We start from the raw sequence: 24,616 nt of genomic DNA, 5'->3' as shown, positions 1-24,616 counted from the left end.
GGGCGTCGTAGGATTCACGGGCGCACGGGCCGAACCGTGCGCCCGTCCGTATCCGGGGAGGACAGTTCCATGCCTGCGCGCCGCCGCATAGCACTCACGCTCGCCACCGCCGCACTGGTCGTACCGATCACGGTCGGCTGCAGCGCCATCGACAAGGCCCTCGACTGCGTCGAGACCGCCGACGCGATCGCCACCAGCGTCGACAAGCTCCAGCAGGCGGTCTCCAGCGCCGCCGACGACCCGACGCAGGCCCGTGAGGCGCTCAACGACATCGACAAGGAACTGAAGAGCCTCAGCGACAAGACCGACAACGCCGACCTGAGCAAGGCCGTCGACGACCTCAACACCGGTGTCGACAATGTCCGCAAGTCGATCGAGAACGGCGACAACACCCCGGACATCAAGCCCGTCACCGATGCGGCGGCCGAGATCGGCAAGGTCTGCACGCCCGGGTAGCGCCCTGATAATCAGGGGCATGACCCGTCTGATCCTCGCCACCCGCAACGCCGGGAAAATCACCGAACTCAGGGCCATCCTCGCCGACGCGGGCCTCAGCCACGACCTCGTCGGCGCGGATGCCTACCCCGACATCCCCGACGTCAAGGAAACCGGCGTCACCTTCGTCGAGAACGCCCTGCTGAAGGCGCACGCCCTGGCCCGGGCCACCGGCCTGCCGGCTGTCGCCGACGACTCCGGCCTCTGCGTCGACGTCCTCGGCGGCGCGCCCGGCATCTTCTCCGCCCGCTGGGCGGGCGGCCACGGCGACGACACCGCCAATCTGAATCTGCTGCTGGCCCAGCTCTCCGACATCGACGCCGCCCACCGGGGCGCCCACTTCGCCTGCGCGGCGGCCCTCGCTCTCCCGGACGGTACGCAGCGTGTCGTCGAGGGCCGCCTGCTCGGCACCCTGCGCCACGAGCCGGTGGGCACGAACGGCTTCGGCTACGACCCGATCCTGCAGCCGGAGGGGTACGACGTGACGTGCGCGCAGCTGACCCCGGCGGAGAAGAACGCAATCAGCCACCGAGGCAAGGCGTTCCGGGCGCTGGTCCCGGTGGTGCGGGAGCTCTTGGGCTGACGCCGGAGCGTAAGCATGCAGGAGGGCAGCTCACCTCTGTGAGCTGCCCTCCCGCGTGGTGCGGCCGGTGGGACTCGAACCCACATGGGATTTCTCCCACGACATCCTAAGTGTCGCGCTTATGCCAATTCAGCAACGGCCGCCGGTCGCGAGCCATCGTAGCGGGATGCCGGTAGCTGTGGCGTGTGTGTTCTCACTGACTGCCGCGACGTTTCCCTCCCCGGCACCAGGTATCTGTGATTGCGTGGCAATTGGGGCACAGCAGCCGAAGATTCTGGCGCCGGTCGTCGCTCCAGTCGCCATTGAGGTGGTCGACCTCGAGCGTGATCGGCCTCCCGAGCCACTCAGGGCCTGTCCCGCATTCGTCGCATCTTTCGGGAACGCCGATCTCGCGCAGAGCCCGACGCAACAGTGCGGTCTTCGTGCGACGGCCGTCCCGGTGCTTCACCAGCACTTCTCCCGGCGGCTTGGCCGCCGGGCTGGGCTTGCCCCGCTGGTGGGCCTGCCCGAGGAAGTGCGATGTTTCGTTCCGTATTCCGCGATCAACTGATGGAAGAGCCTGCGGACTCTGGTGTTGTCCGGGCGCTCCAGGACGCGCAGGGCACCCGCTATGGAAGTCGACTGGGCGACTGCCTGCTTCAGTTCGCCGGCGCTCGGCAGTGCCTTGACGCCGTGAGGGCCGCGCCGGGGTGGTGGAAAGTGTGAGATGTCGATGTCGAAGTGTTCGAAGCGCTTGCGTAGGTGTCGTCGTAGGTTTCCGTACGGCTGTGTGCCCAGAAAGGCGATCACATCTTCGATGTCGGCGCACTGCTCGGCCGCCTCGGTCAGAAGGTCCCTTGTGTACCGGCGCGTCTGGCTCATCGTCAGCTCTTCGTGCTGTGTGCAGCCGTGGCCCGACGCGCCTTGCCCCTGCCGCGATAAGTGTCCGTTGCCGAGTGGCAATTGGGGCAGAGAAAGCGCAGGTTCTCCGGACGGTTGTTCCGCCAGTCGCCGTCGACATGATCCACCTCCAGCGGCAGGGGGCGACCACGCCAGAACGGCTCCGTGCCGCAGAGCGCGCAGCGTTCCGCCACACCGAGTGCCGTCATGGCCGGTCTCAGCCGCTCGCTCGGAATACGGCGGGCGCTTCCGGGGGCCTGTTCCACGAGCAGTGCCTGGGGGGTCCGGCGTGACCTCGATTCTCCGGCCCGACTCGGTGGGGTGAAATGCGATGTGTCGATGCCCAGCGTCTTGACCCGGCGGCTGATGTGGGTGTGGTGCCCGCCCACTACCTCGAGCCCGAGCCGCCGCAGCACCTCGCACATGCTTGTCGAGGCCGCGACCACCGGCTCCAGGACGTCACTCGTCCACCGCGCGCCTTCGCGTTCGAAGTGCGAGGTGTCCACCCCTGCCTTGGTCATGCGGTCACGGACATAGCGCCTGGTGGGGCTGTTCGGATCCACCCCCAGCTTCGTCAGCGCCTCGGACAGTGTCCGCGACGAACTGGCCGCCTCGGTCAGGCGCTTGTGTGTGTACGGACTCACCCGCATGGTTCCCCTCCGCGTCCGGCTGCGTGTTCGCCATCTCGCACTGAGTAACGAACCGGTTATCGGATGGTCACGCCCGGAATGCGGAATGGCCCCTACCGTTCGCGCAGTACGGGCCATTCCCAAGGGAGCCGGGGCTCAGATGCCCAAGTCCTTGATGATCTTGGCGACATGGCCGGTCGCCTTCACGTTGTACAGCGCCCGCTCCACCTTGCCCTCCTCGTCGACCACGACCGTCGAGCGGATCACCCCCGTCACCGTCTTGCCGTACAGCTTCTTCTCGCCGAAGGCGCCGTACGCCTCCAGCGTCTCCTTGGACGGGTCGCCGACCAGCGTGACCTTCAGGCTCTCCTTCTCGCGGAACTTCGCCAGCTTCTCCGGCTTGTCCGGGGAGACGCCGATGACGTCGTAGCCCGCGCCCGCCAGCAGCTCCAGGTTGTCCGTGAAGTCGCAGGCCTGCTTGGTGCAGCCGGGAGTCAGGGCCGCCGGGTAGAAGTAGACGATGACCTTCCGGCCCTTGTGGTCCGCGAGCGAGACCTCCTTGCCGTCCGCGTCGGGCAGGGTGAAGGCAGGGGCGGTGTCGCCGGGCTGGAGTCGCTCGCTCATGGTTCTCCTCGAAGGACGTGCTCGGGGGACGTGTGGGTGTACGCCGTCGAGCGTAATAGGGGTGCCGTGGGGTGCGGGCGCGGCCGAGCTGACAGACTGTCGAGGAAGGATGACCACCCACGACCACGGAGGCAGCGCGGTGTCGGATGCCAGGACCCCTGCGCAGATCGAGGCGGACATCGTCCGCAGGCGCGAGCAGCTTGCCGAGACGCTCGACGAGATCGGGGTGCGCATGCACCCGAAGACGGTCATCGGCGACGCCAGGGCCAGGATCGCCTCGACCGTGGACCAGACGGCGGGCCGCGCCTACGTCGCGGTGAACCGCACGGTGTCCGACGTCAGGGCGCAGTTCGTGAAGGAGGACGGCGCCCCGCGGCTGGAGCGTGTGCTGCCGGTGGCGCTGGTGGCCGTCGGCCTGGTGGGGCTGCTCGCGTTCTCGGTGAAAAGGCGCCGGGCGTGACTCTGGGGCGGCCGGGCGTGAGCCTCGGGCGGCCGGGCGCGACCCTCGGGCGTACGAAGCGCTCCGGGGCAGGTAGGTTCGACACGTGAGCCCCAACAGCAATGAGCACAGCCCCACCCACGACAAGCTCCCCATCCGGATGCTGCACGACCGCGTGCTGGTGCGGACCGACATCCCGGAGGGTGAGCGGCGTTCCAGCGGCGGCATCGTCATTCCGGCGACCGCGGCGGTGGGCCGGCGGCTGGCCTGGGCCGAGGTGGTCGCGGTCGGGCAGAACGTACGGACCGTGGAGCCGGGGGACCGGGTGCTGTACGACCCCGAGGACCGCGCCGAGGTCGAGGTGCGGGGCGTGGCGTACGTACTGATGAGGGAGCGCGATCTGCACGCGGTCGCCGCCGACCGTTTCCAGGGCTCCGAGGACTCCACCGGGCTGTATCTGTAAGAACCGCAGGTGAGAGGGCTGGTGGCGGATGTCACCAGCCCTTTCGTATGCCCATTGAACGCCCCTTTACATGCCGTTTGCTATGTTTGTGCGATCCCCGACGAGACGCGCCGTACCGGGTTGCCCGCAAAGACGACGCACCTGTTGATTCCGCGTTCTTGTACGGAGGGTGCCGTCATGGCCTGGGTTCTGCTTCTTGTCGCCGGTCTGCTCGAGGTCGGCTGGTCGATCGGGATGAAGTTCACCGACGGGTTCACCCGGCTGTGGCCGAGCGTGATCACCGGCCTCGGGATCGCCGCCAGCATGGTGCTGCTGTCGTACGCCGCCAAGACCCTGCCGATCGGCACTGCGTACGGCGTCTGGGTCGGCATCGGCGCGGCCGGTGCCGCGGTCGTCGGCATGGTCGCGCTGAACGAGCCCGCGACTGCCGCCCGTATCTTCTTCGTCTGTCTGCTGCTGGTCGCGGTGGTCGGGCTGAAGGCGACCTCGGGGCACTGACGGTCGGCGACGTTCACTGAGGCCGGGGCGGGCGGACGGGCGTGGGCTTGCTGCCTGCGCCCCCGTCGCCGGTGCCGCCGCCGGTCGTCGTCCCTCCGTCGCTCGTGCCGCCCGTGGCGTCTCCACCGTCGGTGGTGCCGCTCGTCGTCCCGCCGCCGCCCTCCGTGCCGCTCGTCGTCCCGCCGTTGATCTGGCCCTGGTTCTGGCCCTGGTTCTGGCCCTGGTTCTCGCCTTGCGTCTGGCCTTGGTCCTGTCCCTGGTCCTGTCCCTGGTCCTGGCCCTGCGTCTGCCCCTGGTCCTGCCCCTGGTTCCCGCCCTCGGTCGGGCCCGGTGTGCTGGGCTCCTGCGAGGACTCGGTCGGCGGCTCCGGCTCCACCGGCGGCTGCACCTCCTCCGCGCCCTCCTGCAGTTGCAGGTCGAACTCCTCGATCGGGGTGCCCTCCAGCGCGGCGCCCGTGAACTGGCCCCAGATCTTCGCCGGCGCCCCGCCGCCGTTGATCCGCGGCAGTCCCATCGCCCCGTACAGCGGCTTCTGCACGCCCGTGTCCGGGTCCTGGCCCATCACCGCGACCACCGTCGCCAGATTCGGCGTGTAGCCCGCGAACCAGGCGGCCTTGTCCTCCTCCGCCGTGCCCGTCTTGCCGGCGGCCGGGCGGCCCGCCGACTGGGCCGCGGTGCCCGTGCCGCCGTCGACCACGCTCTCAAGGATCGACGTCGTCGTGTCGGCGGCCTCCCGGGTGACGGCCTGTGTCCTGTCCTCCTTGGGCAGCCGGATGACCGTGCCGTTCTTGGTGACCTTCTCGACGAGGGTGTACGTGCCGTGCGCGCCGTGGTTGGCGAGGGTCGCGTACGCCTGAGTCAGGTCGAGGACGCTCGCCGTGGCGGGACCCAGGGCAATGGAGGGGGAGGCGGTGAGATCCGGCGTGTTCGCCGGGATCCCGAGGTCGATCGCGGTCTGCTTCACCTTGGCCGGGCCGACGTCCATGGCCATCTGTGCGTACACCGCGTTGACGGACTTGTCGGTGGCGGTGCGGACGGTGATCGGGCCGTACGAGATGTCGTCCTCGTTGGCGGGGGCGTACGGCTTGCCGCTCCAGCCCTCGACCGTACGCCTGTTGGTGCCGTCGTAGACCGTGTTGGGGGTGATGGGCCGGCCGTCCTGAGTGGTCGAGGCGTTCTCGACGGCGGCGGTGAAGACGAACGGCTTGAAGGTGGAGCCGACTTGGTAGTCGTGGCGGGTGGCGTTGTTGACGTACTGCTTGGTGTAGTCGACGCCGCCGTACATGGCGACGACCTTGCCGGTGGCCGGGTCGATGGACGCGCCGCCGACGCGCACATTGCGGTCCGCCTTGCGGTCCTTGTCCAGCTTGGACATCACCTGGTCCTTCACCGCGTTGGTGAAGGCGTCCTGCTTCTTGCGCTCCAGCGTGGTGGTGATCCGGTAGCCGCCGGTGGCCAGCGTGTTCTCGTCGATGATCTTGTTGTTGGTGAGGTAGTCCTCGACGGCCTGGACGATATGGCCGCGCTGGCCGGAAAGACCGGTCGCGGGCCTCGCGGTCCCCGGCACGGGGAATTTCATGGCCGCACGGTCGGCGGGGCTGAGCCAGTGCTTCTTGACCATGCCGTCGAGCGTGTAGTTCCAGCGGTCGAGGGCGGCCGCCCGGTTCTCCGGGTGCGTCGCGACGTCGTAGGCGCTCGGTGCGTTGAGCAGCGAGGCGAGATAGGCGCCCTTCGCGGTGTCGATGTCCTCGATGTCCATGCCGTAGTACGCCTGGGCGGCGGCCTGGATGCCGTACGCGTTGCGCCCGAAGTAGCTGGTGTTGAGATAGCCCTCCAGGATGCCGCTCTTACTCTCCTCGCGGCCCAGCTTGATCGCGATGAAGAACTCCTTCCACTTCCGCGAGATGGTCTGCTCCTGGCCCAGGTAGTAGTTCTTGACGTACTGCTGGGTGATGGTGGAGCCGGACTGCTTGCCCTTGCCGGTCAGGGTGTTCCAGGCAGCGCGGATCATCGCCTTGGGGTCGACGGCCCGCTCGGCGTAGAAGTCCCGGTCCTCGGCGGCCAGTACGGCCCGCTGCACCGTCAGGGGGACGTGCGCGAGCGTCACGTTCTCGCGGTTGGTCTCGCCGTCGCGGGCGATCTGGGTGCCGTCCTTGTAGAGGTAGACATTGGACTGGGCGGTGGCCGCGGCATTGGCGGGCGGGATGTCGACGAGCGTGTAGCCGGCCAGGAAGAGGCCGATCAGCAGCAGTGCGACGAGCAGAATCGTGCCGAGCACCATGCGCCAGGTGGGGACGAAGCGACGTCGGCCGGTGCGCCCCGGGCCGGGCTGCCCGCCCTTCGCACCCGGTGCCGGCTCCCGTCCGACGGGATCTGCGACGGTCGCGTCCCTGGGTGTCCAGCCCTGCTGCTGTGGCTCGTCGCTCATGGGCCCATACTGCCCTTTTGGCCGGGATATCCCTCGGAGCCGGACCCCTGCCGTGCTGCGTCTTTCCGGGGGGATCCCCCACCTCCCGGCCACAAAAGCTGTCGCGGCGGCGCGCGCCCGCGGGCTAAGGTCGTGCGCTTTGGTGCCTGCAGGCGGAGGGGGTCGAGGTGCGGCTGTACGCGGCCGTTGCGGCGGGTGGCTTCCGGCGCCATGCGACGTACCGGATGGCCACGGCGGCGGGGGTGTTCACCAACACCGTCTTCGGCTTCATCCTGGCGTACACCTATACCGCCCTCTGGGACGAGCGGCCCCACCTGGGTGGGTACGACATGACCGAGGCGCTCGCCTTTGTGTGGATCGGCCAGGCGCTGCTGGCCACCGCCGGACTGATGGGCGGCGGCTTCGAGGAAGAGCTGATCGAGCGGATCAAGACGGGCGACATCGCCATCGATCTCTACCGGCCCGTCGACCTCCAACTGTGGTGGTTCTCGGCCAACTTGGGGCGGGCCGCCTTCCATCTGCTCGGGCGCGGCGTGCTGCCGATGGTCGTCGCCGCGTTCGCCTTCGACATCGCGCTGCCCTCCAGGCCGCTCACCTGGCCGGCCTTCCTCCTGTCGGTGGCCTTGGGCGTGAGTGTCAGCTTCGCGGTCTGGTACCTGGTGGCGCTGAGCGCGTTCTGGCTGATGGACGGCGCCGGTACGGCCCAGATCGCATGGCTCGCGGGCCTGTTCTTCTCAGGGATGCTGCTGCCGCTGACCGTCTTCCCGGGCGTGCTCGGCGAGGTCGCGCGGGCGCTGCCCTGGGCGTCGATGCTCCAGGTCCCGGCGGATGTCTTCCTGGAGAAGCGCACCGGGTGGGGGCTGGTGCAGGCGTATGCGTTCCAGCTCGGCTGGGCGGTCGTCCTGCTGACCGCGGGGCGGCTGGTGCAGTCCGCGGCCACCCGGAGGGTGGTGGTGCAGGGTGGGTGAGTCCTGGCGTACGTACCGGATGATCGCCGCGATGTGGGTGCGCTCCACGATGACGTACCGCTTCTCCTTCGCGATGACCCTCTTCTCCAACTTCACCGCGACGATCTTCGACTTTGTGGTCATCGTGCTGATGTTCAGTCAGGTGGAGGGCCTGGGCGGCTTCTCCTTTGCCGAGGTTTCCTTCCTCTACGGCACGACCAGCACCGCCTTCGGGCTCGCGGACCTGGCGATGGGGCAGGTCAACAGGCTGGGCAGGCGGGTGCGGGACGGGACGCTCGACACGCTGCTCGTACGGCCGGTACCGGTGCTTGCGCAGGTGGCGGCGGACCGGTTCGCGCTGCGCCGCCTCGGACGGATCAGCCAGGGGCTGCTGGTGCTGATCTGGTCGCTGCTGATCGTCGATGTGGACTGGACGGCCGTGAAGGTGGCGATGATGCCGCTGATGGTGGTCTGCGGCGCGCTGATCTTCTCGGCGGTGATGGTGGCGGGTGCGTCCTTCCAGTTCTGGGCGCAGGACGCGTCGGAGGTCACCAACTCCTTTACCTACGGCGGCAATACGCTGCTGCAGTACCCGCCGACGATTTTCGCCCAGGACCTGGTGCGCGGCGTCGTCTACGTCGTACCGCTGGCCTTCGTCAACTGGCTGCCCGCGCTGTACGTCCTGGGGCGCGACGCCCCCGCCGGCCTGCCCGACTGGCTGGCGTTCCTGGCGCCGCTCGTCGCCGGGCTGTGCTGCGCGCTGGCCGCACTGGCCTGGCGGGTGGCCCTTCGTTCGTACCGGAGCACAGGGAGCTGACCATGGCGGACTTCATTGAGCTCGACGGAGTGGAGAAGGTCTTCGAGGTACGGCGCAAGGCGGGCCGGCTGCGCCGCGAGAAGCACCAGGTGCGGGCCGTCGACGGGATCAGCTTCCGGATCCCGCGCGGCGAGATGGTCGGCTACATCGGACCCAACGGCGCCGGGAAGTCCACCACCATCAAGATGCTCACCGGCATCCTCACCCCGAGCGGCGGACGGCTGCGGGTCGCGGGCATCGACCCGTCCCGGGAGCGTACGCGTCTCGCGCAGCGGATCGGCGTGGTCTTCGGGCAGCGTACGACCCTGTGGTGGGACCTGCCGCTGAAGGACTCGTACCGGCTGGTGCATCGCATGTACCGGATCCCCGACCGGCGATTTGGCGAAAATCTCGACCGGTGTGTCGAACTCCTCGACCTGGCCGAGCTGTTGGACGTACCGGTGCGTCAGCTCTCGCTCGGGCAGCGGATGCGCGGGGACATCGCGGCGGCCCTGCTGCACGACCCCGAGGTGCTCTATCTCGACGAGCCGACGATCGGCCTCGATGTGATCTCCAAGGCGAGGGTCCGGGACTTCCTGCGCGACCTGAACGCCGAGCGGGGCACCACCGTGCTGCTCACCACGCACGATCTGACCGACATCGAGCAGCTGTGCAAGCGCGTGATGGTCATCGACCACGGGCGGCTGATGTACGACGGGGCGCTCGCCGGACTCCACGAGGTGGGGGAGAGCGAGCGGACCCTGGTGGTGGACCTGGAGCGGGAGATGCCGCCGATCGTGCTGGACCTGGCCCGTACGGTGAGGACCGAAGGACCGCGCCAGTGGCTGGCGTTCCCGGCGGCCCAGTCGGCGGCCCCGGTGGTCGCCGCGGTCGCCGACAAGTACCCGCTGGTGGATCTGTCGGTGCGGGAGCCGGACATCGAGGCCGTGATCGCGAAGATGTACGCCGAACGCCCGGGTCTGTGAGGGCGGCGCACCCTTGACTAGGCTTCCGTCCATGACGAGCGAACTCCCTGAGATGCGTGCTTCCGACGCCGAGCGCGAGCGGGTTGCCGAGCGGCTGCGAGACGCGGTGGCGGAGGGGCGGCTCGACATGGAGGAGTTCGAGCAGCGCCTGGAAGCGGCCTACACGGCGCGTACGCACGGCGAGTTGGAGCCGCTGGTGAGCGACCTCCCGGCGGGCACGGCAGCGGCGGCCCCGGCGCTCGCCGCCGGCTCCGGTGCCTGGGCGCAGCGCGTGGGCGGACCGCCCACCTCCAAGGTCGCGTTCGCCTTCTGGGGCGGCTTCGGCCGCAAGGGCACCTGGACCGTGGCCCGCAGGTTCACCTCCGTCACGATGATGGGCGGCGGCGAACTCGACCTGCGCGAGGCCCGGTTCGAGGACCGCGAGACGGTGATCCGCTGCTTCGCCGTCATGGGCGGGGTCCAGATCGTCGTACCGCCCGGCCTGAACGTCGAGGTCAGCGGCATCGGTTTCATGGGCGGCTTCGGCGAGCACGGCAGCGTCGAGTCCGCCCCCGACCCGGCGGCGCCGCGCGTGAAGATCACGGGCTTTGCGCTGATGGGCGGGGTGGGCGTGGAGCGCAAGCGCACCCGGGCCGAGAAGCAGCGGCTCAAGGCGGAGCAGCGGTCCAAGCTGGAGAAGGGCGACCGCAAGCAGCTCGGCTGAGCCCGGTAGTGTCCCGTCGGTCAGATTGCTGAGACGGTACGACGGGGGCTGGGATGTTGCCGCGGTGGGTCAAGGTCGGCGTGGTCGCCGCGGTCGTGCTGGCCGCCGTCGGGTACTTCGTGAAGCCGTACGCCAACGACTGGTGGCTGGCGAGCCGGGTCTGCGGCGGGGCGATGCCGGACGAAGCCGTCGACAGGCTGATCCCGGACGGCGAGCATCTGGACTCCGACTACGAGTACTTCAACAAGGAACTCGGCGTCTACAGCTGCTCGCTCATCCATGAGGACAGCTACCGGGCCAAGGGCGTCAGCGCGCTCGCGCACACCGACCGGGACAGCCAGGACCTGGCGATGAAGACCGTCTTCTACGACGGGACCGCGCGCTCCGTCGGCGCGCTGCCGGAGGGGCTGCCGGGTTTCACTGACGAGGGCCGGGTGCGGCTGCTGGTGACCTGTCCTGACCTGGGCAAGGACGTGGAGGGCAGGCCGCGCCGCCTGCTCGTGCGTACGTCGGCGGAGCGCGAGGCGATGGAGGAGCAGCCCGACGCGCTGCTGCGGACCGCGGTCGCGCTGGCCAACCAGGCGTCGAAGAAGCTCGGCTGTGGCGCCGAGCCGCTGAAGGCCCCGAAGCATGCGCTGCCCGAGGAGTCGAAGCCGGTGGCACTGTCCGCCGTGGCAGGCACCCCCTGCTCATGGCTGACCGGCGCGAAGCTGCCCACGGGCGCCGGGTGGACGGTGCGTGTCGCGGCGAACGACGCCGCGCCCGTGAGCCGCTGCGAGCTCCACCGCGACGGCGAGGAGCGGCCGGGGCTGGTCTTCAACGCCTGGTACGGGGACTGGAGCGAGGGCCCCTTCAGCGAGGCCGCGGCCCGCCAGGGGTCCTCGGCGGCGGACGGCTGGAAGACCCGTCCGGTGCTGACTGCCAACTGGGCCCGGGCCAAGGCCAGGTGCGACGCGGAGGCGGCGAACTTCGAGGCGGGCGCCGACGAGGACGCGGGGATCAAGGCCCCGCAGCTGCGGGTCCTGCTGACGGCTTTCGCGCAGGATCAGGTGAAGCGGCACGGCGGCTGCACGGATCTCGCCCTGCCGACCCGCGAACTCCCGGCCTCCAAGCGATAGTTGCGGTCAGCGGACTTCCAGCATCCCGTTGACGAACGAGTTGTCGATCCGCACCCGCAGGTCGGCGATCCGACCCGCAGAGATCTTGCGGTCCTTGCCCCACTGTTCGAGTACGGCGTAGAGCTGGTGACGTCCGTCGAGCAGTGCCGCGGCCCGGGGCTTCGCACCGCCCGCCGGCGCCCGGCGCGTGATGTCGCCCATCGGCGGTGTGCTGGTGACAGGCTTGGACGCGGCGGGGAAGACGCCGCGGCTGTGCCCCCGTACGGCCTGGTTGAAGGCGGCTGCATCGCGGATGGTGCCGTCGTGGGCGGCGTTCGCGCGCCGCTGTACGAGCGAGCCGATGCTGCGGGCGTCCATGCCCAGATCGAGATCGGCCCCGAGCTTGCTCGTGCTGTACTTGTCGGCGCGCAGCCTCGGCACCCCGCCTTCGCCGTTGAGTCGCTCGAGATAGTACGCGAAGTGGGCGCGGTAGGCGTCGTAGAGGACGGCGAAGGCCTCCGGGTCGGCGGCGATCCTGCCGATCACCCGCTCGAAGAACACGTCGGTGTCGTAGAGATTGCTCTTGAAGCTGAAGGCGGCCGTGGCGTCCTGCCGGTTGGGGAAGTCACCGGCCCACTCGCGGCTCTCCTGGTACGTCCCGGCGGGCTGGAAGAAGTCCTTCCGGCCAGGGCTGCTGTACCAGGTGCGCTGTACGTCGACGATGTAGTCGGCGAGAAGTCGGGCGACGTACGGGCTCATCCCGGCGGGCAGCGGATCGCTCTCCTCGGAGAGCGCCGATGCCGCGGCGTAGGCGACCCGTGCCTGTCCAAGGGTGTGCGGAGTGCCCGCGCCGCCGGTGGAGGCGTTCAGGACGACCTTGCCGAGGATTGCGCCCTGCCCGTCGCATGCGTGCAGATGGTCTTTGCTCAGCAGGTCGCTCATGACCTTGTACCGGGACAGATCGTCACCGGGGTCAAGGGCCTTCGTGGCTGCCGCGGGGTTCCCGGCGAGGGCCCCGGTCGCCGCCGGGACCTTCCAGCACGGCTTTGCGTCGTCCCCGGCTGTCAGGGCGACGGCGGTTCCGGCCGCCGCTGCAAGGACCACAACCGGCAGCGCCACGGCGAGTATTCGCCGCCGCCCGCCCTGCCTGAACCATTCGCGCATGCGCATCCGAGGAGGTTAGCGAGCGCCCGCCGTCACAGCCGCGCCGGGTCCACCGCCATGCCCATGCGCGCGTATCCGGCGTCGCTCGGGTGGAGATGGTCCCCGCTGTCGTACGCCGGGCGCAGCCGGGCGGGTGCGTACTGATCGCGCAGCGCGCGGTCGAAGTCGACGACCGCGTCGAAGACCCGGCTCGTACGGATGGCCGCGTTGACCTGGCCGCGTACGGCGTCGACTTCGGGCGTACAGCGGGGGTGCCCGCCGCACGGCAGCAGCGTCGCGCCGATGACCCGCAGGCCGTGTGCGTGCGCCCGGCGGGCGAGCTGGGCGAGCCCGGCCCTGACGGGGGCGGCGGACGGCGTCTTCGGGCCGTGCAGCAGGTCGTTGATGCCGATCGCGAGGATCACCGTCCTCGCCCCGGGCCGCGCGAGCACATCGCGGTCGAAGCGGGCGATCGTGCTGGGGCCGTGGCCGCCGTGGAGGAGACGGTTGCCGCTGATGCCCTCGTTGAGTACGCCGTAGTGGCCGGCGCCGCGACGGTTGAGCCGGTCGGCGAGGACGTCCGGCCAGCGGCGATTGGTGTCGGCCGTGGAGGTGACGCCGTCGGTGATCGAGTCCCCGACGGCGACGATCGCGCCGCGGGCGTCGCCGGTCAGCACATCGACGGCGGTGAGGTGCTGCCAGACGCGGGTCCGGGTGGTGTACGCGTCGCCGCTGAGGTCCCGCGTACGGTCGCCGTCCGCGAGATACGAGGTCTGCCGCGCCCGGGGGTGGACGGTGAAGGTCCCGAGGCCGGCGGGCGTGTGGACGGTGACGAGGAGATCGCGGTCGTACGGGACGTCCATGGCGACCGGGTCGCTCACGGACTGTGCCCCGGCCGCGATGGTGACGGCGCCGGCCCCCCGGAACGTCACCGCCCGCAGGGTCCCCGGCACGGCGGCCGGGCCGTTGCCCGCGCGGAGGGCGAGCGAGACATGGGCGACGGTGAGGGGGTGCCGACCGAGGAGATTGGAGAGGGTGACCCGGGCGGCGCTCCCGCCGATGCTGGTGTGCACGACATTGCGTACGGACCGGTCGGAGCGGTGTCCCTCGGCCCGGGCCTCGGCGGGCGCGGCGGCCCAGGTCCCGACCCAGCCGACGACCGTGCGGGGCGGCGTCCGCCCGGCGGTCCCGCCATGGGCGGCCCCGACGCCGAGGTATATCGCGCCGCACACGAGCACGACCAGGCTGATGAGGGCGGCGAGGATCGCGTACCCGCGGCGCATGGTGCTCGCGTACCCGCGGCGCATGTTCATGAGCACATGATGGGACATGTCATGGGGAACTCGATGGGCGCCCCAGGAGTACCTGAGGTAAGGACACTGCGTACGGGGCGCGCGCTGACGGGTGGAGCGGTATGGAAGCTTCAGGAACGGAACAGCCGGCCGAGCCGGGCCGACCGGACGACCGGGGCCGGGCGGGCGGGCCGCCGTGGTCGGGTCAGGCGGGTGAGCCGGGCCGGACCGGCGAATCGGCACAGGCCGGGGGGCTGGGCCGGCCGGATCCCGTGGGCCGGACGGACCGGGCGGGCGAGACGGACGGGCCGGCGCGCCGGGACGGGGCCGGCGGGACGAGTGGTCCCGGCCCGGCCCGCGAGTCAGACCCGCCGGACCGCGCGGGCGGGCCGACGCGGCCGGGGGAGGCGGACCGGCCGTCCGGAAGCCAGGCGGGCGAGCCGGAGCAGCCGGGCCAGATAGACCGGAGGGGCGAGCCGGAGCAGCCGGACCAGCGGGACCGGCGGCGCCAGGCGGATGAGCCGGACCAGCGGGACCGGCCGGGGCAGCCGGGCGAGCCGGCCGCGGCGGCGAACCGTCGGCAGGACCGGCCCGGGAAGTTGACCGGCACGCGGCCGGTCCACCCCCGGGCGGATGAGCCGGGCCGGCCGGTCCACCCCCGAGCCGGTAAGCCGGGCCGGCCGGATCGGCCCGACCAGCACGGTGAGCCGGAGCAGCAGAAGCAGCGGAGCCAGCCGCCCGAGGCGGGCAACTTGGACCAGCCGGACCAGACAGACCGGCGCAGCCAGGCGTACGAGCCCGGTCAGTCTGGCCAGCCGGGCCCGGCAGATCAGCAGGGCGAGCGGAGCCAGCCGCCCGAGGCGGGCCACCCGGACCAGCCGAGCCAGACAGCCCCACGCGACCGGCCGGACAAGCGGCGCAGGCCGGCCGGGGCCGGGCGAACCGGGCAGCCAGGCTTGGCGAAAGGCGATGCGGGTCCGGCCGGTCGGCCAGGGCTGCCGCGAGCCGGTGCGGGCCGGGCCGACCGGGCCGCCGTGCCGGAAAGCGCCGTCGACGGGGCCGACCGGCCAGGCCCGCCCCGAGGCGATGTCGACGGGGCCGGCCGACGAGGAGGGCCCGGAGGCGACACGAGCCGGGCCCGGGACGGCCGTGGGCAGCAGGCCGAGGGGCGCCGTATCGTCCCCCTTCCCTCCTTCGCCTACACCGACGCGGACGCCGAAAAGCAGCGCGGCGTACGCCATATGAAGCTCACCGCCACCGGTCTGCTCCTCCTCGTCGCGCTCATCTTCGTCCTCGCCACCTGGGCGAAGAACTCCGGCGCCGGCCCCTGGGCCGGCTACGTCGCCGCCGCCGCCGAGGCCGGCATGGTCGGCGCCCTGGCCGACTGGTTCGCCGTCACCGCCCTCTTCCGTCACCCCCTCGGCATCCCCATCCCGCACACCGCGATCATCCCGAACAAGAAGGACCAGCTCGGCGCCTCGCTCGGCTCCTTCGTAGGGGAGAACTTCCTCTCCGGGGACGTCGTACGGGCCCGCCTGCACGCCCTCGGCATCGGCAGCCGCCTCGGCGCCTGGCTCGCCGAGCCCGCCCACGCCGACCGGGTCACCGCCGAGCTCTCCACCGCCCTGCGCGGCGCGCTCACCGTGCTCCGTGACTCCGACGTCCAGGCGGTTGTCGGCGAGGCCATCACCCGTCGTGCCGACAACGCGGAGATCGCCCCCGGCATCGGCAAGACGCTGGAGAAAGTCGTCGCCGACGGCGCCCACCACCGCGCCGTCGACCTCATCTGTGCCCGCGCACACGACTGGCTCGTCCTCCACTCCGACTCGGTGATGGACGCCGTCGAGGGCGGCGCACCGGGCTGGACCCCACGCTTCGTCGACCGCAAGGTAGGCGAGCGCGTTTACAGGGAACTGCTCCGCTTCGTTAAAGAGATGCGCGACATGCCCGGTCACCCCGCCCGCGGCGCGATCGACCGCTTCCTGGCCGATTTCGCCGCGGACCTGCAGTCGGACACGGACACCCGCACCCGGGTGGAGCGCATGAAGTCGGACCTGCTGTCCCGCGCCGAGGTCCAGGATGTGATCGCCAGCGCCTGGTCCTCCGTACGAACCATGATCATCTCCGCCGCCGAGGACGACCGCAGCGAACTCCGGCTGCGCGCCCGCGCATCCCTGCTCTCGCTCGGGGCGCGGCTGGCGACGGACAGCAGGCTCCAGTCGAAGCTGGAGGGCTGGGTCGAGGATGCCGCGGTCTACGTGGTGACGACCTACCGCAGCGAGATCACTTCGCTGATCTCGGAGACCGTCGCGAGCTGGGACGCCGAGCACACCTCACGCAAGATCGAGGCGCACATCGGACGGGACCTGCAGTTCATCCGGATCAACGGCACGGTGGTCGGCGCGATGGCCGGTCTGCTGATCTACACCGTGGCACACGGACTGGGCGCGTGACCGGTCCCTGCCGTACGGTCACGCGCCCAGCCACCTGGGGGAGGTGCCAAGGAGTACGTACGGCGGGACCGAAGCGTTCAGGCGCCAAAGGGCCCGTCTTCCGGATCCTGCCTGGCTGATCCGAAGGACGGGCCCTGGCCCGCAGCTATATCGCAGCCCGGCGGGTGACGGCCCACGAGGCTATGGCCACCCCTCCCGCCACGGCGAACACCGCGGGCCAGGCGCCTACTTTCCTGGCCAGCGGGTGCGACCCGGCGAAGGCGGCGACGTAGGCGACACTCAGGCCGGCTGCGGCCCTGCCGCCCGCGGCCTGGTGCCACTCACGCGCAGCGACGGCTCCGGCCGCCGCGAGGGCGACACCACCGAGCGGACGCTTCTTGGTCCACCGGGCGATCCCGTACCCACCGACGAGCCCACTCGCCGCCACCGCTGCCGCCGGAACCCTGGCCATCGCTGCCGCCTCCCACTGCCATTGACTCGGACAGGTCCGAGCCTATGACGTCTCGGGCGTCTCAGTGGAAGAGCTGCCCCCGCACCGCGCCGTCGGGGAACTCGGAGGTGTGGATGTTGGAGTAGTAGTTGCCCGGGTTGGCGCGGACGCGCTTGACGACGTCCGGGTTCTGACCGTCGATCTTCCCGGAGACCGCGAAGATCCCGTCCGGCACGGGCCGGTTGAAGAAGTTGAAGACGACGTCGCCGTTCTTGCCGAACCGGCCCTTGTGGATGTGACCGTTGGTGGGGGCCTTGATGTTGATCCAGGCGAGCGAGTAGCCGACGCTCGTGCCCTTCGGCTGCAGAAACGTGATCGCGTGCCCGTCCGGGTCGCCCACCTTGGACGAGTCGTTCTTCGGGACCTCCTGGTCGCCGTTGGACAGCGCCCTCAGCTTGCCGCCCTTGATGATGTCGAGCGGGTTGACGTTCGCGTGGAGCGGCTTGAGCTGCCCCCGTACGGCTCCGCCCGGGAACTCGGCGCTGTGCAGATTGACGTAGAAGCCGGAGGGGTTGTTACGGATGCTGTCGGCCAGCTTGGCGTCGGTGATGGCCACCTGCCCGGCCGCCGAACTCACGGAGTCGGGCATCGCGGCGCCGAAGAGCGGGACCTTGACCGCGCCGTTCTTCCCGGCGACGCCCTCGTGGATGTGCCCGAGGCTCGGCGTGAAGCCCTTCCACTGAAGGGCGAAGGTGACGCGGTCGCCCTTCACCTTGACTAGGGCGAGGGCCTTGCCGTCGGGGTCGTTGACGGCGGGCCCGCCGGCGACGGGCACCTCGTTGGCGCCGGAGAGGTGCGCGGCGAAGGCGACGGCGTGCCCGCTGGAGGGCTTGGTGAAGGTACTCGCGCTGCTGTCCGAGCCCTGACCGCCATGCCCGCTGTGTCCACCGTGCGCGACTGCCGGAGTAACACCCGCAACACCAAGCACAATTGCGGTTGCGGTAACAGCAAGATAACGCTTCTGCATTAGTTTCGTCCTCCCGTTGGAACCGGCTTCTGCATTGGGCCGGTCGCGATGGAGTACGGCCCGTCAGCTCGCCACGTTCAACGAGAAGAATCTGGAATTCGATTGAACCGCCGATCAGTTGCCGCCGTACAACCGGGTGTACCGAGAAAACACATCAACGGGGGACCACCATGCGCAGGAACCGATCCACCATGCTCGCCGCGGCTTCGACCGGGGCACTGGCACTGCTCACGCTGACCGCCTGCTCAGGCTCGTCGGACGGCGACTCGGACGACGCGGCCAAGCCCGCACAGAAGCCCGCCGCGTCCGCCTTCGTCAAGGTCGCGGACTCGTCACTCGGCCGCATCCTGGTCGACGATTCCGGCCGTACGCTGTACGGATTCACCAAGGACAAGCCCGGCGCGAGCAAGTGCGACGCCGACTGCATCGCGGTGTGGCCGGCGCTCACATCGGCGAAGGACGTGAAGGCGGGCACGGGCGCGAAGGCCGCCCTGCTGAAGGAGACGAAGCTCGGCGAGGGCGCGGAACAGGCGACGTACGGGGACTGGCCGCTGTACTACTACGTGGGCGACGCGACACCCGGGGACGTCAACGGGCAGGGCCTGGACGGCGAGTGGTTCGTCATCGCGGCGGACGGAAAGCTCATCAAGAAGGCGGCCTGATCCGAGAATTTAACCGTCTCTTCATCTTTCCCGTGCAACCAATCCTGAATTCCTCATTCCATCCTTGATTCAGGACTCCCCAATAGACCTGCGACGGCTCCAGCCCATCCTGGGCCGTCGCGGCGATGCCCATTCCCGGTAGCCGCTCGTCCTCAACTCCCCCCGAGGCGCCGGCTACCGGGAATGCGGCGGCTCAGGAGTAAAGCGTCAGGCAGCGCCAGTGATGCCGGGGGCCACGAAACGCCGGTGCAGCGGGGAGACCTGGGTCTGCGGCTCGCCCTCGATGCCGACTTCCTTGACCGCGGGCATGATCTTCTCGGCGATGAAGCGCTGGAACTGCTCCTCGGAGTCCCAGATGTCGAAGACGTGCAGGCCATCGGGTTTGAACCAGGCCCCATGCAGGACCGCCCCGTCAGGAGGCTCCTCCTCCCAGCGAACCCGGGCGCGCACAGCGTCGTACTGATCGGGGGTGAGACCGGGCCACTGCAACGACATAGCGATCGCCATGGGAAGGCCTTTCAACCGTCTCGTCGCCGGCGCGGGTAGCCGGCGGCTCTTTACGGCGACGCTAGGCGGCTCGGGCGGCGTGCGCGCTCGGGGTCGGCCATTCGGGCGACCGGAGGAGGGTCATGACGCGCTGGGCGCGGCGGGTGTTCCGCGGGGCGTGCAGCCGTATCAACGATCCGCCCACTCGTCCGGGACGCGACGCCTGAAGCCGGCCACGTGACCTGGTGACCCGCTCACTCGCAGCCGACGCCGTCTCCGTCGCGGTCGAGGTGCCGCCCGTAGCCGGGTTCGCCCGCGTGGATGGGCGCGGCGCCCGCGGCTCGTACGGCGGCACAGTTCGCGTAGTACGTGCTCCCGCCCCCGCCGCCGGAACCCCCGCCGCCTCCGGTCGACCCGCTGCCCGCACCGGACGAGGTCTCGCACCCGACCCCGTCCCCGTCGCGGTCGAGGTGCGGCCCGTAGCCGGGTTCGTCCGCGTGGATGGGCGCGGCTCCGGCGGCCCGTACGGCAGCGCAATTCGCGTACACCATCTTGGGCTTGGGGGGCGTGGGCGCGGGTGTCGGCTCGGTCACGGTGATCCGTACGACGGCGGTGCCGGTCAGCTGCTGCCCGGCCACGTCCACGCGATAGGTGAACTGGTCGTCGCCTCCGTAGCCGGGGCTGGAGGTGTAGAGGATGGTGGTCCCCTCGACCCTGGCGGTCCCGTGCTGCGGCGCAGTCTCCATGCCGACGGTGAACTCACCGGCAGTCAGCGCGTTTTGAAGGCTCCCGTCCGTACCGTCCTTGAGGGTGATGCTGTCGTTGTCGAGGACCGTTGCCTCGATCTGCTGCCCGGCGTCGGCGCTTTCCCGGTCGTCGGTGAGATCGAGAGTGGGCTCGACGGACGGCGTGGGCGTGGCCGAAGCAGAAGTCGCCGCTGCGCTCGACGTGGTGACGGCGGGCTTCGCGTCGCCGACGGCGCCACCGCAGGCCACGAGACCCATGGCAATGGCCACCGCGCCGGCTGCGGCAATCGCACTCCGCCTGTGTGTACGTATCGCTGACATGTGTCCCCCTGAGGCGGATGAATCCCGACTGAGAGGCTGAGCGTGACATTCCGGTTTCATTGATCGCCGCAATTGCGGTGATCCGTACCCTAGTTGTGATGAAAATGTGCAACTCCGACCTGTTGCGGTCGAATTCGTACACGGGGGCTCGCCCAGGCTCCCTTCCGGCCGGCCCAGAGACGCCTCGCGCTCCCGCCGGGCCAGTCGGGGGCAGTGGCGCGAGCTGGCCGACCGGTGTGGCTGGTGCGACCTCAATGAGGCGTTCGAGACCGCTGATCCCCTCAAGCTGATGCGGCTGTTCGGCATCTCGGAGAAAGCCGCCATGCACTACGTCGCCGCCGCTTACCCGGAGCGCACTGCGAAGCTGCCGCCCTGAACCCACCCGGCGACAGCCCCGCAGAATTTCAGTCCACGCAAAGTGATGTGCTCACCGTGATCCAGGGCGCCTGAGCACAAGGCACCTTGCTCCCGGCCCGCCCACGGAGGGCATGGGCGTCAGCCCTCATGGACCGGTGCGAACAGGCCCTCCCCTGAGGGTCGGCCGAGGTGCTTGGGCCAGGCGGCTCGGTTGCCGACGCGGTTCAGACCTTGTCTGCCGCGACCAGCAGATACTGGAAGCTGCCGTCCTTGTAGGCGTCCAGGAAGGCCTTCTCGATGCCGGTGGCCAGGGGTGACTTGGCGCGCAGTTCCCAGTAGGGGATGGTGGCCGCGGTGAGGTCAATGACGCTGACGGGGACCAGGCGGTTGGCGGCCATTTCCTTGAAGTAGCTGCGGCGGGGGTGAATGCTGCAGATGTAGTGCGCGTTGATCTCGCTGACGGCCCGGGACGGCAGTCCGTAGGCGTCGTTGTAGCAACCGGTGATGGTGACGTAGCGACCGCCGTGCTTGAGGAGCCTGGCGTATTCGGGGAACAACAGGGACAGGTCCACGTACATGGTGCTCTCGTTGTTCCAGATGGCCTGGAAACTGCCGCTCTCGAAGCCGGTGTGGAGCATGTTCTTGAGGTGGAAGCGGACCTTGTCGTCCACCCCGTGTTCCTTGGCCTGACCGTTGGCAAAGGCGACCTGGGTTTCGGAGATGGAGACGCCGTCGACGCGGCAGCCGAAGCGGCTGTGGGCGACGAAGCTGCTGCCGCCGCGGCCCGAACCGGAGTCCATGACGCGGTCCGCAGGGGTGATGTCGCCGAGGTGGGTCATCAGCAGGTCGGCCTGGGCGCATTCCAGGCGATGGAGCTCGGCCGTGAGGCGTTCCTGGCGGGTTTCCTCGGGGCCCTCGAGGACGGACCAGTCCACGTCGCCGATGCCGTAGTGGTGGTGGTAGATGCCGTCGACCTCGCCCAGGCGGAGGTTGACCGGGTTCTTCTCCTCGTTCCAGTAGTTGGCGACTGACTTCTGGTAGAGGCTGCGCAGGGGATGGGTGGCGGTGCCCTGGACAGTCATGGCTTCTCCTTGTTGGCAGGTTTCTGTACGGGATCAGGTCGCGTTCTGGTAACGGGGGCTGGTGGCGTGCCACCGTTTGCTGCCGCCCATCCACGCCCACAGACCGGCCAGGTAGCGCCGCAGCTGGGGAGAGCCGGCCGCTGCCAGGACGGCGCAGTCGGCCTCGACGGTGTGCATGAGTTCGTCGTGGATGGCTGCCGTGCGGTCGACGGCTTCTTGGAGGGAGCAGTTGTCCTCGGCGGCGATGAGGTTGGGCAGGTTGGTGTCCCCGGGGTCTTCCTTGGCCATCGAGTAGAGGTCGTTGAGCAGGACGTTGGCCATGCCTGCGTAGAGGTAGGTGCGGCGCACGGTGGGGTCGGCGAACTCGTGGGCGGGCAGTTCGTAGCCGCCGACCGGGTCGATCAGCACCATGCAGGGGTAGAAGGCGTTTTCGTACCGGTGCAGGAGGTACTCCCACACCGCGGGCTTGCGCCCGCTGCTGCGCCATTCGGCTTCTTGCCCGTATCCGACGAACATGACGTCGAGTTCGTGGCGCAGACGTGCCACCTGGGTGGTGCTGGCGAACTGGGACAGGTGGGCGAGGCTGGATCGGAAGGCGCGCAGGACGGGCTGTCGTTGAACGAGTTCTTCGAACTGCGCGAGGTAGGGGGCGGGGAGGCGGACGGGGTCGATCACCGCGTGGGCCATCGCGAGGCGGGAGCCCAGGAGCTCCGGTTCCGTGTCGTCGCCCTCGTCGACCCAGTGGTCGTCCACGGCCCATTCCGCGAGCCCGCAGCGGGCCGCGGCCAGCAGGCGGTCGGGGTCGTCGGAGTCGGGATGCGCGAGCATGAACAGGCGCCCGAACTGGTGTGAGCGCAGGCGTTCGAGGCGGCCGGTGAAGATGCCGATCTCCGCGGCCCAGTCGACCAGGCGGTTGTTGACCTCCTCCCCGAGGGCGGGGTCGTCACGCACCGCGTCGGGGCAGTACAGGGGCGGGATCCGCACCGCCGTGTCCGGGCCGACCGAGGGGTCTTGCGTGGCGGACGGTGGGACCTCGTCCGGTCGGGCGGGCCGCGCCGCTTGCGACGCCGTGGACGGGGTGAGGGAGCGGATGGCGCGGGCGGCGGCCGTGCCCAGCCCGGCGGGGCCGGCCAGCAGGCGCTCGAGCGCGACGTGCGAGGGCGGGTCCGGCAGGGCCTGCGCGGTCGTATGGAGTGTCGGCGCCGTGGGGAGGACTGGTGGGTGGGCGGCCGGCGGCCCGTTCCACGTCCACGAGGGGACGCCGGCGCCACTGGTTCGGGTCATGCGAGGAGTGCCTTTCGGACGGGTGGGTGGGCGCACCTACTGGTGGCCGCGCGTGCTGGTGGCTCGTCGTGCTGGTGGCCGCGCGTGCGAGGCATGCGCGGTGTGCCTGCGTGGGGCGTCATACGAGGACGAGGGCCCGAGCGGCCGTGGACGGCGTGCGGCCGGCCGCGCCGGGGCAGCGGGGCGGTCGGGGCGCGTGTCAGCTCCGGTCAGCGCCAGCGGCCGACTTCGACGTTCTCCAGGATGCCGAGAGCGTCGGGGACCAGGATCGCGGCCGAGTAGTAGGCGGTGACGAGGTAGGAGATGATCGCCTGCTCGTCGATGCCCATGAACCGCACCGACAGGCTCGGCTCGATCTCGTCCGGGATCCCCGACTGCCGCAGCCCGATCACGCCCTGGTCGTCTTCACCCGTGCGCAGGCACAGGATCGGGGTCGTACGGGCTTCACTGACGGGGATCTTCCCGCACGGATAGATCGGCACGCCGCGCCAAGAAGGGATGCGGTGACCGCCGATGTCCACCGGCTTCAGGAGCAGGCCGCGCTTGTTGCACTCGCGGCCGAACGCGGCGATGGCCCGGGGGTGGGCGAGGAAGAACGTGCTGTCGCGCCGCCGCGAGAGCAGCTCGTCCATGTCGTCGGGACTGGGCACCCCGTCATGGGGCTGGAGGCGCTGCGCGTAGTCGCAGTTGCTGAGCAGCCCGAACTCCGGGTTGTTGACGAGCTCGTGTTCCTGGCGCTCGCGCAGCGCCTCAAGGGTGAGGCGGAGCTGCTGCTCGGTCTGGTTCATCGGATCGTTGTAGAGGTCGGCGACCCGGCTGTGGACTTTCAGGACCGTCTGCGCGACGGAGAGTTCGTACTCGCGCGGCATGGGCTCGTAGTCGACGAAGGTGTGGGGGATGAGCGGCTCGCCCACGTGTCCGGCCGCGAGGTCGATCGCGGCCTCGCCGTGACTGTTGGTGCGCTGCTGCGGGAGCGCCGCGACCGTGTCCAGGTGGCTGACCAGCGACTGGGCGCGTGCGGCGAGGTTGTCGACGTCTCTCCTGGACAGCACCAGCAGCGTGCAGGCGGTGGTGGCGCGGAACGTGCACTCCCAGGCCGGCTCCGTTTCGGTCAGACACTGGTCGCCGAAGTAGGCGCCGTCGGCCAGGAATCCCAGAACGGTGTCTCCGCCGTACGGTCCGGTGCCAACCTTGTCGACGCGGCCGTGCGCCAGCAGGAAGACGCGGTCCTTCGCGTCACCGGCCTGGGCCAGCACCGTGCCCGGCGCGCAGTCGACCTGCTCGCAACGACCGGCCAGTTCGCCCAGTACTGCCTCGTCGCCGTACCCCCTGAGCGCCGGCAACTCCCCCAACTCAGCCGGAATGACCGAGACCCGCCCACCGGTCTGTACGAACGTCACGCGCCCGTCACCCACGGCATGACTCAGCCGCCGGTTCACCCGGTAGGTTCCGCCCCGCACATCGACCCACGGCAGCATCCGGAGCAGCCACCGCGAGGAGGTCTCCTGCATCTGCGGAACGGACTTCGCGGTCGTCGCCAGGTTCCGCGCGGCGGCAGTCGCCAGACTCTGCTGCCCGGACGCTTGTGCTTGCACGGCTTCCCGGTCGGCTTCAACGGTCATATGTGATCCTCAGCTCTGCTGTAGGTGCCGACTTACCCTCCTTCTTAATCAGTTCGCCTGTCATCACACGAAAGAAGGTGAATGCCCCTTTCCCGTCCGGGGTAGCCAGGCAGCCGTGTCGTTTCTTCGCGCAAACGTCCACAT

At 69.9% G+C, this 24,616-nt stretch carries 26 protein-coding genes, 1 tRNA gene, 1 pseudogene and 1 riboswitch; of the genes and pseudogenes, 13 read left to right on the top strand and 15 right to left on the bottom strand.

Features of this window, described 5'->3' with window-relative positions; genetic code table 11:
- Positions 1–69 precede the first annotated feature (69 nt).
- Together ACI2LP_RS07815 and rdgB are read left to right on the top strand one after the other, a co-directional pair.
- The gene (locus ACI2LP_RS07815) at positions 70–456 is read left to right on the top strand and encodes a hypothetical protein (protein WP_404723636.1); all 387 of its coding nucleotides are present in this window, start codon (positions 70–72) and stop codon (positions 454–456) included.
- A gap of 19 nt (positions 457–475) precedes the next feature.
- Entirely contained in the window at positions 476–1,078 is a 603-nt protein-coding gene (gene rdgB, locus ACI2LP_RS07810) for an RdgB/HAM1 family non-canonical purine NTP pyrophosphatase (RefSeq protein ID WP_404723635.1), read from the top strand.
- A 56-nt stretch (positions 1,079–1,134) separates the two neighbouring features.
- On the opposite strand, the gene ACI2LP_RS07805 is transcribed toward rdgB, so the two are convergent.
- From ACI2LP_RS07805 to bcp, 4 genes and pseudogenes are all read right to left on the bottom strand, one after another.
- A tRNA-Leu gene (locus ACI2LP_RS07805) sits at positions 1,135–1,221 on the bottom strand.
- Positions 1,222–1,271: 50 nt separating this feature from the next.
- Positions 1,272–1,939, bottom strand: a pseudogene (locus ACI2LP_RS07800) (HNH endonuclease).
- Between the two features lie 2 nt (positions 1,940–1,941).
- Positions 1,942–2,607, bottom strand: coding sequence for an HNH endonuclease (locus ACI2LP_RS07795; RefSeq protein ID WP_404723634.1), 666 nt, complete (start codon positions 2,605–2,607; stop codon positions 1,942–1,944).
- Between the two features lie 135 nt (positions 2,608–2,742).
- Positions 2,743–3,210, bottom strand: a complete 468-nt coding sequence (bcp, locus tag ACI2LP_RS07790) for a thioredoxin-dependent thiol peroxidase (protein WP_404723633.1) — start codon at positions 3,208–3,210, stop codon at positions 2,743–2,745.
- 109 nt (positions 3,211–3,319) lie between these two features.
- On the opposite strand from bcp, the gene ACI2LP_RS07785 reads away from it, so the two are divergent.
- The 3 genes from ACI2LP_RS07785 to ACI2LP_RS07775 all read left to right on the top strand — a co-directional run bounded on the left by ACI2LP_RS07785 (position 3,320) and on the right by ACI2LP_RS07775 (position 4,610).
- Positions 3,320–3,670 (top strand): DUF3618 domain-containing protein, encoded by a 351-nt coding sequence (locus ACI2LP_RS07785; RefSeq protein ID WP_404723632.1) that lies wholly within the window; start codon positions 3,320–3,322, stop codon positions 3,668–3,670.
- Positions 3,671–3,755: 85 nt separating this feature from the next.
- Positions 3,756–4,112: a GroES family chaperonin gene (locus ACI2LP_RS07780; RefSeq protein ID WP_404723631.1), complete on the top strand. Its 357-nt coding sequence runs from the start codon at positions 3,756–3,758 to the stop codon at positions 4,110–4,112.
- A 72-nt stretch (positions 4,113–4,184) separates the two neighbouring features.
- A riboswitch (guanidine-III (ykkC-III) riboswitch) is annotated at positions 4,185–4,254 on the top strand.
- Positions 4,255–4,289: 35 nt separating this feature from the next.
- Positions 4,290–4,610, top strand: a complete 321-nt coding sequence (locus ACI2LP_RS07775; protein WP_404723630.1) for a DMT family transporter — start codon at positions 4,290–4,292, stop codon at positions 4,608–4,610.
- Between the two features lie 13 nt (positions 4,611–4,623).
- On the opposite strand, the gene ACI2LP_RS07770 is transcribed toward ACI2LP_RS07775, so the two are convergent.
- The gene (locus tag ACI2LP_RS07770; protein WP_404723629.1) at positions 4,624–7,038 is read right to left on the bottom strand and encodes a transglycosylase domain-containing protein; all 2,415 of its coding nucleotides are present in this window, start codon (positions 7,036–7,038) and stop codon (positions 4,624–4,626) included.
- 167 nt (positions 7,039–7,205) lie between these two features.
- Between ACI2LP_RS07770 and ACI2LP_RS07765 the strand changes: the two genes are divergently transcribed.
- From ACI2LP_RS07765 to ACI2LP_RS07745, 5 genes are read left to right on the top strand one after another with little or no spacing between them, the layout of a single operon-like run.
- Positions 7,206–8,006 carry an ABC transporter permease gene (locus ACI2LP_RS07765; protein WP_404723628.1) on the top strand — a complete coding sequence of 267 codons (801 nt, stop codon included), beginning with the start codon at positions 7,206–7,208 and terminating at the stop codon, positions 8,004–8,006.
- Between the two features lie 19 nt (positions 8,007–8,025).
- On the top strand, positions 8,026–8,802 hold the full coding sequence (locus ACI2LP_RS07760; protein WP_404723761.1) for an ABC transporter permease: 777 nt from the start codon (positions 8,026–8,028) through the stop codon (positions 8,800–8,802).
- Between the two features lie 2 nt (positions 8,803–8,804).
- A complete protein-coding gene (locus ACI2LP_RS07755) occupies positions 8,805–9,767 on the top strand; it encodes an ATP-binding cassette domain-containing protein (RefSeq protein WP_404723627.1) in 963 nt (320 codons plus the stop codon).
- A gap of 31 nt (positions 9,768–9,798) precedes the next feature.
- Entirely contained in the window at positions 9,799–10,470 is a 672-nt protein-coding gene (locus ACI2LP_RS07750) for a DUF1707 domain-containing protein (protein WP_404723626.1), read from the top strand.
- A 53-nt stretch (positions 10,471–10,523) separates the two neighbouring features.
- Complete coding sequence (locus ACI2LP_RS07745; RefSeq protein WP_404723625.1) at positions 10,524–11,588, top strand: hypothetical protein; 1,065 nt, start codon at positions 10,524–10,526, stop codon at positions 11,586–11,588.
- A gap of 6 nt (positions 11,589–11,594) precedes the next feature.
- On the opposite strand, the gene ACI2LP_RS07740 is transcribed toward ACI2LP_RS07745, so the two are convergent.
- From ACI2LP_RS07740 to ACI2LP_RS07730, 3 genes are all read right to left on the bottom strand, one after another.
- A complete protein-coding gene (locus ACI2LP_RS07740) occupies positions 11,595–12,737 on the bottom strand; it encodes a hypothetical protein (protein WP_404723624.1) in 1,143 nt (380 codons plus the stop codon).
- Between the two features lie 26 nt (positions 12,738–12,763).
- Positions 12,764–14,023 carry an SGNH/GDSL hydrolase family protein gene (locus ACI2LP_RS07735; RefSeq protein ID WP_404723623.1) on the bottom strand — a complete coding sequence of 420 codons (1,260 nt, stop codon included), beginning with the start codon at positions 14,021–14,023 and terminating at the stop codon, positions 12,764–12,766.
- Positions 14,024–14,364: 341 nt separating this feature from the next.
- Entirely contained in the window at positions 14,365–15,243 is an 879-nt protein-coding gene (locus ACI2LP_RS07730; RefSeq protein ID WP_404723766.1) for a hypothetical protein, read from the bottom strand.
- On the opposite strand from ACI2LP_RS07730, the gene ACI2LP_RS07725 reads away from it, so the two are divergent.
- The gene (locus ACI2LP_RS07725; protein ID WP_404723760.1) at positions 15,178–16,455 is read left to right on the top strand and encodes a DUF445 domain-containing protein; all 1,278 of its coding nucleotides are present in this window, start codon (positions 15,178–15,180) and stop codon (positions 16,453–16,455) included. The genes ACI2LP_RS07730 and ACI2LP_RS07725 overlap by 66 nt on opposite strands.
- A 145-nt stretch (positions 16,456–16,600) precedes the next feature.
- Here ACI2LP_RS07725 and ACI2LP_RS07720 read toward each other — a convergent pair whose 3' ends face one another.
- Positions 16,601–16,906, bottom strand: coding sequence for a hypothetical protein (locus tag ACI2LP_RS07720; protein WP_404723622.1), 306 nt, complete (start codon positions 16,904–16,906; stop codon positions 16,601–16,603).
- A 61-nt stretch (positions 16,907–16,967) separates the two neighbouring features.
- Positions 16,968–17,912 carry a CHRD domain-containing protein gene (locus tag ACI2LP_RS07715; RefSeq protein ID WP_404723621.1) on the bottom strand — a complete coding sequence of 315 codons (945 nt, stop codon included), beginning with the start codon at positions 17,910–17,912 and terminating at the stop codon, positions 16,968–16,970.
- A 170-nt stretch (positions 17,913–18,082) separates the two neighbouring features.
- On the opposite strand from ACI2LP_RS07715, the gene ACI2LP_RS07710 reads away from it, so the two are divergent.
- Entirely contained in the window at positions 18,083–18,574 is a 492-nt protein-coding gene (locus tag ACI2LP_RS07710; RefSeq protein ID WP_404723620.1) for a hypothetical protein, read from the top strand.
- A 207-nt stretch (positions 18,575–18,781) separates the two neighbouring features.
- On the opposite strand, the gene ACI2LP_RS07705 is transcribed toward ACI2LP_RS07710, so the two are convergent.
- On the bottom strand, positions 18,782–19,081 hold the full coding sequence (locus tag ACI2LP_RS07705; protein WP_404723619.1) for a hypothetical protein: 300 nt from the start codon (positions 19,079–19,081) through the stop codon (positions 18,782–18,784).
- Positions 19,082–19,314: 233 nt separating this feature from the next.
- Positions 19,315–20,127, bottom strand: a complete 813-nt coding sequence (locus ACI2LP_RS07700) for an excalibur calcium-binding domain-containing protein (RefSeq protein ID WP_404723618.1) — start codon at positions 20,125–20,127, stop codon at positions 19,315–19,317.
- A 106-nt stretch (positions 20,128–20,233) separates the two neighbouring features.
- Between ACI2LP_RS07700 and ACI2LP_RS07695 the strand changes: the two genes are divergently transcribed.
- Entirely contained in the window at positions 20,234–20,503 is a 270-nt protein-coding gene (locus tag ACI2LP_RS07695) for a hypothetical protein (RefSeq protein WP_404723617.1), read from the top strand.
- 205 nt (positions 20,504–20,708) lie between these two features.
- Here ACI2LP_RS07695 and ACI2LP_RS07690 read toward each other — a convergent pair whose 3' ends face one another.
- From ACI2LP_RS07690 to ACI2LP_RS07680, 3 genes are all read right to left on the bottom strand, one after another.
- A complete protein-coding gene (locus tag ACI2LP_RS07690) occupies positions 20,709–21,566 on the bottom strand; it encodes a geranyl diphosphate 2-C-methyltransferase (RefSeq protein ID WP_404723616.1) in 858 nt (285 codons plus the stop codon).
- A 33-nt stretch (positions 21,567–21,599) separates the two neighbouring features.
- Entirely contained in the window at positions 21,600–22,850 is a 1,251-nt protein-coding gene (locus tag ACI2LP_RS07685; protein WP_404723615.1) for a family 2 encapsulin nanocompartment cargo protein terpene cyclase, read from the bottom strand.
- A gap of 209 nt (positions 22,851–23,059) precedes the next feature.
- Positions 23,060–24,472, bottom strand: a complete 1,413-nt coding sequence (locus ACI2LP_RS07680; RefSeq protein ID WP_404723614.1) for a family 2B encapsulin nanocompartment shell protein — start codon at positions 24,470–24,472, stop codon at positions 23,060–23,062.
- Positions 24,473–24,616 lie beyond the last annotated feature (144 nt).

This window comes from Streptomyces sp. NPDC019890, from assembly GCF_044903445.1.
Lineage (GTDB): Bacteria > Actinomycetota > Actinomycetes > Streptomycetales > Streptomycetaceae > Streptomyces.
Note: the sequence above shows the minus strand (reverse complement) of the source record. Positions and strands in the feature narration are given on the sequence as shown.

What these genes read in the sequence shown, in the direction of transcription:
- ACI2LP_RS07815 (WP_404723636.1), top strand. Translation starts at nt 70, where the DNA reads ATGCCTGCGCGCCGCCGCATAGCACTCACGCTCGCCACCGCCGCACTG.
- rdgB (WP_404723635.1), top strand. Translation starts at nt 476, where the DNA reads ATGACCCGTCTGATCCTCGCCACCCGCAACGCCGGGAAAATCACCGAA.
- ACI2LP_RS07795 (WP_404723634.1), bottom strand. Translation starts at nt 2,607, where the DNA reads ATGCGGGTGAGTCCGTACACACACAAGCGCCTGACCGAGGCGGCCAGT.
- bcp (WP_404723633.1), bottom strand. Translation starts at nt 3,210, where the DNA reads ATGAGCGAGCGACTCCAGCCCGGCGACACCGCCCCTGCCTTCACCCTG.
- ACI2LP_RS07785 (WP_404723632.1), top strand. Translation starts at nt 3,320, where the DNA reads ATGACCACCCACGACCACGGAGGCAGCGCGGTGTCGGATGCCAGGACC.
- ACI2LP_RS07775 (WP_404723630.1), top strand. Translation starts at nt 4,290, where the DNA reads ATGGCCTGGGTTCTGCTTCTTGTCGCCGGTCTGCTCGAGGTCGGCTGG.
- ACI2LP_RS07770 (WP_404723629.1), bottom strand. Translation starts at nt 7,038, where the DNA reads ATGAGCGACGAGCCACAGCAGCAGGGCTGGACACCCAGGGACGCGACC.
- ACI2LP_RS07760 (WP_404723761.1), top strand. Translation starts at nt 8,026, where the DNA reads ATGATCGCCGCGATGTGGGTGCGCTCCACGATGACGTACCGCTTCTCC.
- ACI2LP_RS07755 (WP_404723627.1), top strand. Translation starts at nt 8,805, where the DNA reads ATGGCGGACTTCATTGAGCTCGACGGAGTGGAGAAGGTCTTCGAGGTA.
- ACI2LP_RS07750 (WP_404723626.1), top strand. Translation starts at nt 9,799, where the DNA reads ATGACGAGCGAACTCCCTGAGATGCGTGCTTCCGACGCCGAGCGCGAG.
- ACI2LP_RS07745 (WP_404723625.1), top strand. Translation starts at nt 10,524, where the DNA reads ATGTTGCCGCGGTGGGTCAAGGTCGGCGTGGTCGCCGCGGTCGTGCTG.
- ACI2LP_RS07740 (WP_404723624.1), bottom strand. Translation starts at nt 12,737, where the DNA reads ATGCGCATGCGCGAATGGTTCAGGCAGGGCGGGCGGCGGCGAATACTC.
- ACI2LP_RS07735 (WP_404723623.1), bottom strand. Translation starts at nt 14,023, where the DNA reads ATGAACATGCGCCGCGGGTACGCGAGCACCATGCGCCGCGGGTACGCG.
- ACI2LP_RS07730 (WP_404723766.1), bottom strand. Translation starts at nt 15,243, where the DNA reads ATGGCGTACGCCGCGCTGCTTTTCGGCGTCCGCGTCGGTGTAGGCGAA.
- ACI2LP_RS07720 (WP_404723622.1), bottom strand. Translation starts at nt 16,906, where the DNA reads ATGGCCAGGGTTCCGGCGGCAGCGGTGGCGGCGAGTGGGCTCGTCGGT.
- ACI2LP_RS07715 (WP_404723621.1), bottom strand. Translation starts at nt 17,912, where the DNA reads ATGCAGAAGCGTTATCTTGCTGTTACCGCAACCGCAATTGTGCTTGGT.
- ACI2LP_RS07710 (WP_404723620.1), top strand. Translation starts at nt 18,083, where the DNA reads ATGCGCAGGAACCGATCCACCATGCTCGCCGCGGCTTCGACCGGGGCA.
- ACI2LP_RS07705 (WP_404723619.1), bottom strand. Translation starts at nt 19,081, where the DNA reads ATGGCGATCGCTATGTCGTTGCAGTGGCCCGGTCTCACCCCCGATCAG.
- ACI2LP_RS07700 (WP_404723618.1), bottom strand. Translation starts at nt 20,127, where the DNA reads ATGTCAGCGATACGTACACACAGGCGGAGTGCGATTGCCGCAGCCGGC.
- ACI2LP_RS07690 (WP_404723616.1), bottom strand. Translation starts at nt 21,566, where the DNA reads ATGACTGTCCAGGGCACCGCCACCCATCCCCTGCGCAGCCTCTACCAG.
- ACI2LP_RS07685 (WP_404723615.1), bottom strand. Translation starts at nt 22,850, where the DNA reads ATGACCCGAACCAGTGGCGCCGGCGTCCCCTCGTGGACGTGGAACGGG.
- ACI2LP_RS07680 (WP_404723614.1), bottom strand. Translation starts at nt 24,472, where the DNA reads ATGACCGTTGAAGCCGACCGGGAAGCCGTGCAAGCACAAGCGTCCGGG.